The sequence below is a fragment of the Neorhizobium sp. LjRoot104 genome (genome assembly GCF_964253725.1).
Classification (GTDB): Bacteria; Pseudomonadota; Alphaproteobacteria; order Rhizobiales; family Rhizobiaceae; genus Neorhizobium.
In genome coordinates, this window is the sequence record NZ_CAXURS020000002.1 from 1,798,036 (window position 1) to 1,810,529 (window position 12,494).

Consider the following 12,494-nt stretch of genomic DNA (forward strand, 5'->3'; position numbering starts at 1 on the left):
CAAACCCAAGATTGTCGGACGTCCTTGGTCGACGGGAGCCATGGATATGACCCGCCGCCATGAACGCGATCTTCCCGTCCCGAATTAGCGCTGTCCTATTCTTCGGGCACTCCGTCGAGCAGACCATCATACACCTCGATGAGTGCATCGGTGATCGCCTGCCCCAGCGCATTGCCGGCGATGCGTACCTCGTCCTCCGTGCCGCTGCGCGAAGCTTTGGCCAGGTCGAAGCCCTGTTCGCTGACGATCTGCTTGGCCACCTCGATGGCCCAGAGCCCGAAGTCTCCGCGATTGTCTATCTTGATCGAGTCATCCATCGCGATCTGCCTGTTGGTGGATTCGGCTTCTATATCGCCTCGGCAACGATGGCCAGCATCTATGATGCATAGTATCCAGTCGGCCGAAAGAAACGGGCGAGGATCATAGCGTAATTTGCGCTGCGCAAGTATGCCAGATCCCAGTCGGGATGACCGGCGGGGCTATTCGCGATCACGGCGTTGTTCACACTTGTTTCTGTTTCGGGCGCTTGGCGAGCGCTACGGCGAGAGCTGCATTCCGATCGCACTCTTCCCTGGCGAGGCGGGCTTCGCGAAGACGCAGGGTCTTCGCCTCCCGTTCCTGCGCAACATAATCAAGCTCCTCGACCGCATGGTCGCGGGCGAAGAACTGCGATTGAACCTGGTCGAAGGCGGCCTCGGCCTGCTGCCGAATCTTGCTGTACGTCATGGGTGTTCCTGTTTGCGAATATGCAGGATGAAAAATCAAAAAGGCCGGACATGATGCCCGGCCTTAAAAAAATCAGCTTCCAGCGGTGCCAGTACATCCGTGGTCAAAGCGGAAGCCGCTTTTTGGTCAGGCAGCCTGCAGGTTGCAAGCCGACATCTTGCCGGACTTTACGTCGCGTTCGAGTTCGTAGCCGATCTTCTGGCCCTCGACGATTTCCCGCATTCCGGCGCGCTCGACGGCAGAAATGTGCACGAACGCATCAGCGCCGCCGTTGTCAGGCTGGATGAAGCCGAAGCCCTTGGTGGAATTGAACCATTTAACTGTGCCTGTGGTCATGATGATGAACCCTTTCAAAGCAAGATTGAGTGACCCCAGAGCCAAGGGCCTGAGGATGATGATAGCGATTGATTTTGAAAGGGAAGTTCGTCAGGCGCGGTGCTAATCGCGCGGCAACCAAAGTTCAGCAAGCAAAAGATCGATAAACCCCTAATAGAGGCTACTCGCGGATAAGTCAACTTTTAGTTTTGGCGCCCTGTTCAAACAGCCCTCAACGGGGCTTTGCGGTCCCGCGCGCCTACCTCAACATGGGGTGGCGGCTGGCGCATCCTGCCGAAAACGTTTCCAAAGGGTGAGCTTAACCCGCTCGGCCGGTCGCGGAACTGTCGGGGCAGCGGACTGGCGTTGTGGTTAGCCTGTCCATACTCCTTGCCTGCCGATGCAGGACCGCCATATAAGGCGCGATGACGTCTGATTCAAAGATATTTGTCGGCCTCCGGTCGACCCGCAAAAAACCGGCTCCGAGCGCCGAACCGAACCATCCGAAATGCCAGTGGGACGGATGCGAAAAGGGCGGCACTCATCGCGCTCCTGTAGGGCGGGATGCCGAGGGGCTTTATCTGCTGTTCTGTCCGGAGCATGTAAGGGAGTACACCAAAGGTTATAACTTTGCGCCAAACCTCTCCGACCCTTTAATCGCGCGCTATCAGAGGGAAGCGGCGAGCGGAAGCCGCCCGACCTGGGGCACCGGTATCAGCAAGGCCTCGGAGATGCCGCTCCCCTCCATGGCCCGCTCCGGCTCTGCAAAGGCGACGAACGCACGTAAAAGCGCTGCACAACGCCAGGCGGCAAAAGCGGATCTCCAGCAACGTAAGCTCAAGGTGTTGGAAGCCAAGGCCTTCGAGACGCTCGGCCTTTCGCCGGATGCAACGCCGGAGGAGATCAGAAGCCGCTACAAGCAGAGGCTCAAGATGCATCATCCGGATGCGAACCATGGCGAGCGCAACTCGGAGGATCAGCTCCGGGCCTCGATCGAAGCCCATAAGATCCTCAAGCTCAACGGCTTCTGCTAGGATGCAGCGAGAGATCCGCCGACGTTCCCGATGCCGGCGGACCCTCCCGCGGCAACGAGACGGCGTCGCTGCGGACGGCAGCATCACCACCAAAACACGAATCGTGCTAGCACTTTCACCCCAAGAGTGCTAGGGATGCCCGATCGGGAACCCGCCATTGGGCTGCGCTCCCGCCAAGGAACCCAAATGACCAATACCAATTTTCGGCCGTTGCACGACCGTGTCGTCGTGCGCCGTATCGAGGCCGAAGCCAAGACCAAGGGCGGAATCATCATTCCCGACACCGCCAAGGAAAAGCCGCAGGAGGGCGAGATCGTCGCTGTCGGCACCGGCAGCCGCGACGAGAGCGGCAAGATCGTTCCCCTCGATGTCAAGGCTGGCGACCGCATCCTGTTCGGCAAGTGGTCCGGCACCGAGATCAAGTTCAACGGCGAAGACCTGTTGATCATGAAGGAAGCAGACGTCATGGGCGTCATCGCCTGATCTTCGGCTGCTTCCTTATTTCCTTTTGACGAAGACCATGGGGCCAACGGCCCGGGAGTTTTTCCATGTCTGCCAAACAGATCAAATTCGGCCGTGATGCACGCGAGAAGCTGCTGCGCGGCGTCGATATCCTTGCCGACGCAGTGAAGGTGACGCTCGGTCCGAAGGGCCGCAACGTCGTGATCGACAAGTCCTACGGCGCCCCGCGGATCACCAAGGACGGTGTCACCGTCGCCAAGGAGATCGAACTGGACGACAAGTTCGAGAACATGGGCGCCCAGATGGTCCGCGAAGTCGCTTCGAAGACCAACGACGTCGCCGGCGACGGCACCACCACTGCTACCGTTCTCGCCCAGGCGATCGTTCGCGAGGGCGGCAAGGCCGTTGCAGCCGGCATGAACCCGATGGACCTGAAGCGCGGCATCGACCTTGCCGTTACCGCCGTCGTGAAAGACCTGCTTGCCAAGGCCAAGAAGATCAACACCTCGGAAGAGATCGCCCAGGTCGGCACCATCTCGGCCAATGGCGAGAAGGAGATAGGCCAGTATATCGCCGACGCGATGCAAAAGGTCGGCAACGAAGGCGTCATCACGGTTGAAGAAGCCAAGACCGCCGAAACCGAACTCGAAGTCGTCGAAGGCATGCAGTTCGACCGCGGCTACCTGTCGCCCTACTTCGTCACCAATGCCGAAAAAATGGTGGCTGAGCTGGAAGATGCCTACGTGCTCCTGCACGAAAAGAAGCTCTCCAATCTGCAGGCCATGCTTCCCATCCTGGAAGCTGTCGTCCAGAGTGGCAAGCCGCTGCTGATCATTTCTGAGGATGTCGAGGGCGAAGCGCTTGCTACGCTCGTCGTCAACAAGCTGCGTGGCGGCCTCAAGATCGCTGCCGTCAAGGCTCCGGGTTTCGGCGACCGCCGCAAGGCCATGCTCGAGGATCTGGCGATCCTGACGGGCGGCACTGTCATCTCCGAAGACCTCGGCATCAAGCTCGAGAACGTCACGCTCGATATGCTCGGCCGCGCCAAGAAGGTCTCGATCACCAAGGAGAACACCACCGTTGTCGATGGTGCGGGCACCAAGGCCGACATCGAAGGCCGCGTTGGCCAGATCAAGGCTCAGATCGAGGAAACCACTTCCGACTACGACCGCGAAAAGCTGCAGGAACGTCTGGCCAAGCTCGCTGGCGGCGTTGCCGTGATCCGCGTCGGCGGCTCGACGGAAATCGAAGTCAAGGAAAAGAAGGACCGCATCGACGACGCCCTCAATGCGACGCGCGCTGCCGTCGAAGAAGGCATCGTGCCTGGCGGCGGTACGGCCCTGCTCCGAGCCTCGATCCTTCTCGACATCAAGGGCGAGAATGACGATCAGAATGCCGGGATCAGCATCATCCGCAAGGCCTTGCAGTCCCTGGTTCGCCAGATTGCTGAAAATGCCGGTGGCGAAGCCTCGATCGTGGTCGGCAAGATCCTGGAAAGCGATACCGACAACTACGGCTACAACGCTCAAACCGGCGAATTCGGCGACATGATCACCATGGGCATCGTCGATCCGGTCAAGGTGGTTCGCACGGCTCTGCAGAACGCGGCTTCGGTCGCCGGCCTGCTGGTGACGACGGAAGCCATGATTGCCGATTTGCCGAAGAAGGATGCCGCCGCCGGCGGCATGCCTGACATGGGCGGCATGGGCGGCATGATGTAAACGGGTTCCCATCTGAAACTCGATCACGTCTTCTCCTGTGAAGGGCTCCAATCGATCGGGGCCTTTCATTCGGAAAAATATCGATCGGCAGCCCTGGTGGCGGCGGACCCGGTGTGGGCCGCAGTTATTTGCCAGCCGCCCAGACTGCAGAGCAAGATGAGGGTCAATGGTTGTATTGAACAGGCCGCGCAGTTCCGTGCCCTATCCGGACAGGGATATCGGTTGTCAGGAAGCCTTGGAGCAGGTCTTTCTTCAGCTCGCAAGGGGACTGACGCCGGACGATATCGTGGCGACGGCTGGCGGTGATCTGCCGCCAGTGTTCACCGGCCTTGCAAAACGCGCCGAAAGCGTCGGCTGGACGCTGGAAGAAGCGGAAACCGCCATCAGCGAACTGGCTCAGAACCTGCTGGACGACATGTCGCAGATGTAGCCTTTGGCGATCCATGAGCGATCCGTATACTTACGCCTCGGAGATCGCCGGCGGCGGTGATAATCTGCATTCGATTCGCTAGGGACGCGACAGAAATGTCGGCCAACCCTAAGCGGAATCCAACGCGAAAGCGTCACGCGCGATCAAGCAAGCAGCGTCTCCCGGAAGGCATTCGCGACACACGTCAGGTCTGATATCGTAGACCAAGCAGGATGTGCCGACACCGACCTGCCCTGACAAGGCAGAACAACGGGATCCTTCACAACGCATTCCTCCTTCGTCCGCAGCGACGAAACGTGCCGGCAACCGATCGAGGTCAGCTTCGCTTTCCATGGAGAACCGTGGCCAATCGGCGGAAAACGAACAACACGCACCGCATGCCTGGCAATCAAAATCGTTCGATAAGGTCATAGCCGTCTCTTATCACGACGCCTACCGAAACTCCACAAAGGCACGCCACACGGAGTGATGCTTGACCATGATCCGGCAAACGCAGGCAATCGGTGTCGCATAGTCACAATAGGGTCGTGAGTTCGCGGGTATCACTTGGCAAGGCATGCCTCGAAGGGCGGGTCATGGTCATTCGGGAGACCCGCATGAGCGTCGCCGCATCTTTCTCCATCGTGACGGCCGGCAAGTTGAAGCCGTGCCATTCGACGAGGCGGCGATCCCGGCAATGGACAACGAATTCGTCTGGATCGGGCTGCAAAAGCCCACCCGCGAAGACCTTTTGATGCTGCAAGGTCGTTTTGACCTTCAGGAACTCTCCATCGCCGACGCGCTCAGTCCGCTGCAGATGCCGAAGCTCAGCGTCTATGACGATCGGTTGTTCGTCATCGCGAAGACGGCGCAGCTGGAAGCCGACCATATTACGTATGGGGAAACAGCAATTATCGCCGGCAAGCGCAATATCATAACGGTCCGCAACGGCTCGGAGCGGGGACATCAAGAGCTGCCCGGCAGGCTGGAACATCGCCGCACACGCTGTGCCATGGTACTGACTACATCCTGCACGCCATCCTCGATTTCAGTATCGACGGTTATCTTCCCATTGTGCGCACGATCGAGGATTCCGTATGGCTATTTTGTAGTTTTGGCAGTCATCGCTGTCATGTGCATCGCACTTTTCGTTCGCTTCAAAGGCGCCCGCTGGATATGACACCGTAGACGTGCCGCGCGATATATTCGTCATATATGGCTATTTGTTTGCCTATATCGTTCATATTTACACATTACATATCCAGCGCTAACTCAGTCTGGTCGTTCATGAAGGCGGCGTCATATTGGCGGGCAAAAGACCCGGTGACGCCGGCCAGTCGAAGCGTGTCACGCCATCCATCAGAAATACACTGCGCCGCATCACGGATCATCCGGCGAGCTTCTGCTTCCGCGATCTCGAAAAACTCGCATGCCTCCAGCGCCAGACGGATCGACCGATCGTGCACGCCACCTTCCAATATCGCCGTTTCGAGATGCGGATTTCGGTCAGGCGCAGGGTTCACATCGAAAACCGGAGACAATCGCCAGCGGCCTGCCCCCACATAGAGGAAGCCGTGATTCTTCAGATGGTCATCCTTATTCGCTACGAGGATGGTGAAGATCAGGCGCAGAAAGAGTTCGCGGAAATCGGCCTGCGGATCAGCGGCATTTGCCCTCATGAAATCGACGATCTCCGTATAGGAACCGAGCTCTGTGCCGGACTTGCCAAGGGCAGTACGGGCCGAGATGTAGGGGATACGTGCAGTCCCGCGCCGGTCGAACCGCCGGATCAGAGCGACCGGGAACGGCGTATTGGCGAATTCCAGCCTGACTTCGGGAGTGCGGATACCGCAGGCCCGGGCGAGCCGGAGCGTGGCAACCTCGACGCACTCGATCGGCTGCTGGTCATGAACCGAAGTGAACTTGGCGAGCCAGAGCGTCTCGCCATCGCGGACATTGGCCTTGGGACGCGCACCGCCCGAACCGCCTGCACCGGCGAGGACCTGCATGTCCTTGGCAGATATCTCCTTGCCCTGCTCGTAGGCCCGGGCGATAGCGGTAATGGCCTCCAGATCGATCAGACGCGGTACTGTGTCGGCCGCTCGCCCCCGGATGATTTCTCCCCTATCGTCCACAAACCGCAGCGCGCCTTGCCGGCACGCATCATCGGACAGCGTCAAATACTCAAACTCGGAAAGGCCGTTACCATATGTGCGTTCGAGAAGCCTGCGACCCCAGCTATCCGGAGCGGCGTCGGCGAAGACGCCCGGCAATGCGTCGCGGATGTTTCCAGGCTGGCCAGATGTGTGAAATGGCCCAGCTTCAAGGGGAAAGGTTGGCTGCACGGCAAAGGCGCGGGGGCTCTCGAGCCAGGATGGATCATAGCCGAAAGTCGAGAACTGTCGGGGGCCTGTCTGCGTGAAACGCAACTGACCAACCGGTATCAGGCTCTCGCCGAGAACGACATGGGCGTTGAAGTCGGGCATCAGAATGCTGCGCCGTCCGGATCGACGACATCTGGATCATCCTGTGCCATTTCACCCTTGGCTTTTTGTCTGCGTAGTGTCGTCGCATAGGACCGCCCGCGGCGCGGCTGGCGTTGGGCGGTCAACGCCAAACCCAGATCGTCCTTGCGGATGTCGATCAGGTCGGCCAGTCGGTCCACAAGACCAAGCACAACCAGGATGTCCGCGAGCGTGCCGATTCCAACACCGGAGTCTCCCTTTTCCAAGCGCGCGACGGTACTCGGCGACGTGCCCGCACGCACCGCCAGATCGGCAACGGCGATGCCGCGCCGCAAACGAGCGCCGCGCACGTCGTGCCCGAGCCTTTGGAGCGCTGACTTTGATTTCGGCGATCCCATGGCAATAATCCAGATACGGTGTGCAGGGTCGATTATCGCATCATATATGGCAAATTGGTGGATTCCGCAAGCTCGGCGCGACATCAAGACATGGACAGGCTTGCCGCGGCCGGCGATTGAGGACCGGCCTTGTTCTAGCGGCCTTCTTGGCACTGCTGAGGGCTCGGTTGAGCCGCGGCCGGTAAGGGCCGCGACAATCATTCACGCCAGTTGCTTCGCCCCATGGACCCGGCACGGTGCCGGAACAGGCAAACCCCACAAAACACCGTTCATGAAGGAAATGGCGCCCTTGGTCGCTTGCACGGCGCGTATGAGATTCTGGGTGCCCTCCACGGAGGTTCCGATGGGCCACTTGATCAGAGTATCCGCACCATGGGTCGCCTTCCATTCCGGGCTGACGGACGACAGATACCTCGTGAAGAATAAAGGTGGTCCCCGAACCGTCCCTGCGCGTGACGACGCCGATCGCCAGGTCGGGAAAACGCGATATCCGGATTTACGGCCCTGATCGCCGGATCGACCCAAGACTTGATCTTTCCTAGGTAGATGTCGGCAAGAACAGGTCCGGTAAGCTTGATCCCGTCTTTCTCGATCCCATCGAGGTTGACGGCGACAGCCATGCTGCCGAGCACGATCGGAAACTGCTGCCGGCCATGCCTTGCAAGTTCCTTGTGCGAAACAGGCGCATCTGATGCGGCAAAGTCGAGTTCTGGCTGATCGAGGCACATCAGGCCAGCCAGGGAGCCCACCAATTCATAGTCGATGGTCCAGTCCCGCGAACTGAAATCGCCGTCGTCCATGGGGGCCGTTTGGTACTTCTCAACCGATCTGGTGACAATTGGCGCAGCAAAGGTTGATCCAGCCCCGCGGGTCGGACCGGCCATGACCACTGTCGGCCAAAACATGAAAGCGAGACCGATGAGTCCGCAAAAGCGGCGCCAGCCGCACCCAGTCCATGCATCTGTCGAAAGAAACATTCCATCGGTTATTTCCCTCATGGCCGTTATCAGCGCCCGACCGAATGGCCCGATGGCCGGGAATCGTTATTCGGCGGCGAGCTGCGCCGCTCCATGCACCATCCAAAAAGGTGTCCCGGGAATTTTGGTCTGCCTTTGTTAACATCCTGATGACGGATCACTTGTGAAATTCCTCAGGTTCCTGCGAGGAGGACGCCTTGAGCGGTAGGTGCACCGGCTATGCGAGCCGACCGATTGAGATCTTCCAGGAACGAACCCGGCTGCGAGCGTACGATCGAATCTCCCCGTGCCTGACCACCAATCCGACAACCTCAACCTTGCCGCCAAGCACCCAACAAGGTGCGTCTCGTTAACAAGGAAGTCGCGCATGCCTTGAAAGCGGGAGGAATGAGCTATAGGCTTCCGCTTGCGGCAACGGCCGTGCAAACATCAGGAGCCTTCATGCCTACCGGTACTGTCAAATTTTTCAACGAAGACAAAGGGTTTGGCTTCATCACGCCCGAGAATGGTGGAGCGGACGTGTTTGTGCATGTCTCCGCACTGGAACGAGGCGGATCTTTGAGAGAGGGACAAAAGGTAAGCTATGAGCTAGGCCAGGACCGCAAAACCGGAAAATCAAAGGCCGAAAACGTCAGCGCCCTTTAATCGGCACTGCACGTTTAGACTACAAAAGGTCGAGCCGAAAAGGCGAAGCCAGTGAGATGCCGGCGCATCATTTGACAACCGCCGGCCTCTCCAGCCTCATTGAAGACAGATGCTGCACCTGAAAAGCCGCGGCTGTTGGATTTTCGATCCTCACTTACAATCGCTTTTAGTGCTCCCCAGTCATGCAGATCGCCTCGACCGCAGAGCGATGGTGTCCCCGATCCTTCCGGGCGTGATTGCCTTCCTCTCATTTCCGGTTCGATTGCTTACGCCCTTCGACCTGAGTGGATTGACCGGCGCGTGTGAAACGACGTTCCTCGCCGACCGCAACGATGATGGGATGGGTATGAGCCAGATCCGCCAGTTCCTCGACGGTCACCGATAATTTGGGTTTCCAGTTCGGGTAGGTGTCACTGGTCCCCGGTACATTCGTAGGCTGTTTCTCGTCCGTCACGTCAGCCAATCGCACCGCCACGAGCAACGAAGGCGTCTTCGCGATGAAACGGTGCGCCATCACGGCCAGTGCCGAAATGTCATTCTCGCGTACCGTGGCTTCTCTCGTTGCGGCGATCGGGAGTCCGGCCGCTTCGAACGCCCGCAGAACCTGTCTTCGTTCCCTCTTGCGGTCCTTCATCTGCTGGCGGCCGGCGTCGCTGGAAACGAGCCCATGGCTGATGCGCATCTCGACGTCTGCCGCCTTCCACCATCCCGAAAAGGTCTGGTGATCATGGGTCGACACGCAGGCAAGCGCGAGGGACGGATACGTCTCGGGAAGCTTGAACCCACTCTTTGTCTGCTCGTACGATATGATCCGATAGGACAGGATATTCGCCGCGGCCAGTTCGGCTTGCAGCCCCTCCGGCAGGTTCCCGAGGTCCTCTCCGATCACCACGCAGCCGTATCTCTTTGACAATACCGCCAGTATGGCGATCAACGACTGCTGGGGATAGTTGACGTAAGCGCCCTGGTCCGGCCCATTCTCCGCGGGCACCAGGAATAGCCGGCGCAGGGCGGCAGCGTGATCGATGCGGATCGCACCGGCATACCGCATGACCGCGGACATCAGCTTTTCGAACGGTGAGGGCTTGCCTTCAGCAATCGCCGACGGGTGAAACGCCGCAAGCCGCCAGTCCTGCCCGCCGGCAGCCATCGGGTCCGGTGGGCTGCCTATGCTCGCTCCCTGGACATAGATCTCGCGGTTGCCCCAGGTCCCGGAGCCGTCGAGAGCTTCGCCAACCGCGACATCGAGATATAGCCCTATACGCAGGCCCACTTCCCGCGCGTGATCGGCAGCCTCCGAGAGCTGCCGATGCGCCAGCCATTGAAGCCAGATATGAAACTCGACCTCGTCGGCGTATTCTTCTTCGAAGCGCGACACGGCCTCGCTCTTCGGATCACGGTATTGTTCCGGCCAGCGGTGCCAGCCAGCCTCTCCGCCCGAAGCGACCTGGGTTTTGGAAATCGCCTCGAACAGCGCATGAAGGCGAAGGTCGTCGCCGCCGCCGTAACGGAACTCCGAAAATTCGCGATCGGCGCCGCCCTTTCCCTCCCGCAGATCCGGCGAGCGCCGCCAGATATTGCGAAGGACGTCGAGCTTTATGCGGGCCACCCGTCCGTAGTCCACCAACGGCGCAAGGCGTAATTGCTCGATCTCGTCCTGCACGTCCGGCGACGGCATAAAGCCCTCGACACCATCGACGGCGATATAGAGTGGGTTGAGAAACCGGCGGTTCGACGGCTCGTAAGGACTGCATCGGTCGGGCGCAGCAAGGAACGGGGCGTGGAGAGGATTGAGCCCGATAAAGTCGGCTCCCCGGGCCTTTGCCAGATCGATGACCGACCGGAGATCGGCAAAGTCACCGATACCCCAGTTCCGGCCTGATCTTAGCTCGTAGAGCTGGAACGAAAGTCCCCACGCGCGGTCGGTGCTCGCGAAATCCGGGAAGAAGCATTTTGGAAGATCGGAAGCCGGTGGCCGGGCCCCGGCAGGCGGAAGAGCCTTCAATGCCGACAGTATTTTCTGCCGGCCGCTTTCCGAGACGGGCACCTCCTCACCGCTTGGCGACGGCCGTTTCGTTTCCACCCCGTACTGGTTCGCAAACTCGTCCTGTTCATTCAGGGCTTTCGATTCGGCTGTTCTCATCGAACCGACTTCCAAGGAAATGCGTCCTCGACCTGATACATCGCAGTCCCTTTCTCTCAGCCCTCGTGCAATAACGAAGCTCGCGCCACGGAACTATCGCGGCGCCCGAGTGTTCCGGCGGTGAGTGAATAACAGGGGCCTGTACAAATGAGGCCGCCGTTCCGACAGTCATTCCTCCGGTGAATGGAACACGTGCCGGAACAGGGAAACCAGATCATGAACGATGTCGGAACCACCCACGCTGGCGACAGTCGCATACTTGCGTTCCTGAGCAACGAACCTAGCCCAATGCCGCGCCGTTGGTCGCCACGAATATGGAATAGAGCGATCTGGTAGCGGTGATGAACAGCCTATTCCTGCGCGGTCCGCCGAAGGTGAGGTTGGCAACCGTCTGCGGCACAAGTATCTTGCCGAGCAGCCGTCCGTCTGGAGAGAAGCAATGCACGCCGTCACCGGCGCTGGTCCAGACATTTCCGTTGACATCGACACGGAAACCATCCGGCAAGCCATTGTCCAGGCTGCAGAAAATCCGGTCATTGGCGAGACGCCTGCCGTCGAGGACATCGAACACCCGGATGTGCCGCGGCGCCTTGATGTCGTGGCTGGAGGCGGAGTCGGCGACATAGAGTTTTGTTTCATCCGGTGAAAAGGCAAGGCCATTCGGTTGTCCGAAATCAGTGACGGCCGCCTCAAGGTCGCCGCTCACCGGATCGAGGCGGTAGACGTTACGTGTATCCTGCTCCGGCTCGGCCCGATAACCTTCGTAGTCGGACTTGATACCGTAGGTCGGATCGGTGAACCAGACGCTGCCGTCCGAGCCCACCACGACGTCGTTAGGCGAATTGAGGCGCTTGCCCTGGTAGCGATCCGCCAGAATGGTCAACGACCCGTCGATCTCGGTCCGCGTCACGCGTCTGCCGCCGTGCTCGCAGGAAACCAGCCGGCCCTGCCGGTCGCGTGTGTTGCCGTTGACGAAATTCGAGGGCGAGCGGAACACCGAAACACCGCCCTCCGGTGCCCAGCGCAGCATGCGCTGGTTTGGGATATCGCTCCAGATCAGGCAATTCAGGTCTGCGAACCAGACTGGTCCCTCGGCCCAGCGGCAGTCGGAATAAAGCTCCTCGAGCGCTGCGCTGGCGACGATCATCTGCCGGAAGGTTTCGTCGTGAATCTCGTAGATGGAGGTTTTCTGCGGCATG

Annotated in this window: 15 protein-coding genes; 6 read left to right on the plus strand and 9 right to left on the minus strand. The window is 59.5% G+C overall.

Annotation, left to right across the window (positions count from 1 at the left end):
- Nucleotides 1-95: 95 nt before the first annotated feature.
- The 3 genes from ACSQ8R_RS30710 to ACSQ8R_RS30720 all read right to left on the minus strand — a co-directional run bounded on the left by ACSQ8R_RS30710 (nucleotide 96) and on the right by ACSQ8R_RS30720 (nucleotide 1,062).
- Entirely contained in the window at nucleotides 96-317 is a 222-nt protein-coding gene (locus ACSQ8R_RS30710) for a hypothetical protein (RefSeq protein ID WP_436257094.1), read from the minus strand.
- A 184-nt stretch (nucleotides 318-501) separates the two neighbouring features.
- Nucleotides 502-726, minus strand: a complete 225-nt coding sequence (locus tag ACSQ8R_RS30715) for a hypothetical protein (protein WP_436257095.1) — start codon at nucleotides 724-726, stop codon at nucleotides 502-504.
- Nucleotides 727-852: 126 nt separating this feature from the next.
- Nucleotides 853-1,062: a cold-shock protein gene (locus ACSQ8R_RS30720; protein WP_037079037.1), complete on the minus strand. Its 210-nt coding sequence runs from the start codon at nucleotides 1,060-1,062 to the stop codon at nucleotides 853-855.
- A 404-nt stretch (nucleotides 1,063-1,466) separates the two neighbouring features.
- On the opposite strand from ACSQ8R_RS30720, the gene ACSQ8R_RS30725 reads away from it, so the two are divergent.
- From ACSQ8R_RS30725 to ACSQ8R_RS30740, 4 genes are all read left to right on the plus strand, one after another.
- Entirely contained in the window at nucleotides 1,467-2,075 is a 609-nt protein-coding gene (locus tag ACSQ8R_RS30725; RefSeq protein ID WP_436257096.1) for a J domain-containing protein, read from the plus strand.
- A gap of 186 nt (nucleotides 2,076-2,261) precedes the next feature.
- Nucleotides 2,262-2,558 (plus strand): co-chaperone GroES, encoded by a 297-nt coding sequence (gene groES / locus ACSQ8R_RS30730; RefSeq protein WP_436257097.1) that lies wholly within the window; start codon nucleotides 2,262-2,264, stop codon nucleotides 2,556-2,558.
- A 65-nt stretch (nucleotides 2,559-2,623) separates the two neighbouring features.
- Complete coding sequence (groL, locus tag ACSQ8R_RS30735) at nucleotides 2,624-4,258, plus strand: chaperonin GroEL (RefSeq protein ID WP_436257098.1); 1,635 nt, start codon at nucleotides 2,624-2,626, stop codon at nucleotides 4,256-4,258.
- 166 nt (nucleotides 4,259-4,424) lie between these two features.
- Nucleotides 4,425-4,688, plus strand: a complete 264-nt coding sequence (locus tag ACSQ8R_RS30740; protein WP_436257099.1) for a hypothetical protein — start codon at nucleotides 4,425-4,427, stop codon at nucleotides 4,686-4,688.
- 108 nt (nucleotides 4,689-4,796) lie between these two features.
- Here ACSQ8R_RS30740 and ACSQ8R_RS30745 read toward each other — a convergent pair whose 3' ends face one another.
- A complete protein-coding gene (locus ACSQ8R_RS30745) occupies nucleotides 4,797-5,099 on the minus strand; it encodes a YkgJ family cysteine cluster protein (protein WP_436257100.1) in 303 nt (100 codons plus the stop codon).
- A 235-nt stretch (nucleotides 5,100-5,334) separates the two neighbouring features.
- On the opposite strand from ACSQ8R_RS30745, the gene ACSQ8R_RS30750 reads away from it, so the two are divergent.
- Nucleotides 5,335-5,847 carry a CorA family divalent cation transporter gene (locus ACSQ8R_RS30750; RefSeq protein ID WP_436257101.1) on the plus strand — a complete coding sequence of 171 codons (513 nt, stop codon included), beginning with the start codon at nucleotides 5,335-5,337 and terminating at the stop codon, nucleotides 5,845-5,847.
- A gap of 73 nt (nucleotides 5,848-5,920) precedes the next feature.
- On the opposite strand, the gene ACSQ8R_RS30755 is transcribed toward ACSQ8R_RS30750, so the two are convergent.
- The 3 genes from ACSQ8R_RS30755 to ACSQ8R_RS30765 form a co-directional block, all read right to left on the minus strand.
- A complete protein-coding gene (locus tag ACSQ8R_RS30755) occupies nucleotides 5,921-7,153 on the minus strand; it encodes a type II toxin-antitoxin system HipA family toxin (RefSeq protein WP_436257102.1) in 1,233 nt (410 codons plus the stop codon).
- Nucleotides 7,153-7,530, minus strand: a complete 378-nt coding sequence (locus tag ACSQ8R_RS30760) for a helix-turn-helix domain-containing protein (RefSeq protein ID WP_436257103.1) — start codon at nucleotides 7,528-7,530, stop codon at nucleotides 7,153-7,155. The genes ACSQ8R_RS30755 and ACSQ8R_RS30760 overlap by 1 nt, the downstream gene beginning before the upstream one ends.
- 356 nt (nucleotides 7,531-7,886) lie before the next feature.
- Entirely contained in the window at nucleotides 7,887-8,414 is a 528-nt protein-coding gene (locus tag ACSQ8R_RS30765; protein WP_436257104.1) for a substrate-binding domain-containing protein, read from the minus strand.
- Nucleotides 8,415-8,948: 534 nt separating this feature from the next.
- Between ACSQ8R_RS30765 and ACSQ8R_RS30770 the strand changes: the two genes are divergently transcribed.
- Nucleotides 8,949-9,152, plus strand: coding sequence for a cold-shock protein (locus ACSQ8R_RS30770; protein ID WP_037079265.1), 204 nt, complete (start codon nucleotides 8,949-8,951; stop codon nucleotides 9,150-9,152).
- 247 nt (nucleotides 9,153-9,399) lie between these two features.
- On the opposite strand, the gene malQ is transcribed toward ACSQ8R_RS30770, so the two are convergent.
- Entirely contained in the window at nucleotides 9,400-11,295 is a 1,896-nt protein-coding gene (gene malQ, locus ACSQ8R_RS30775; RefSeq protein WP_436257105.1) for a 4-alpha-glucanotransferase, read from the minus strand.
- Nucleotides 11,296-11,575: 280 nt separating this feature from the next.
- Entirely contained in the window at nucleotides 11,576-12,493 is a 918-nt protein-coding gene (locus tag ACSQ8R_RS30780; protein WP_436257106.1) for an SMP-30/gluconolactonase/LRE family protein, read from the minus strand.
- Nucleotide 12,494 lies beyond the last annotated feature (1 nt).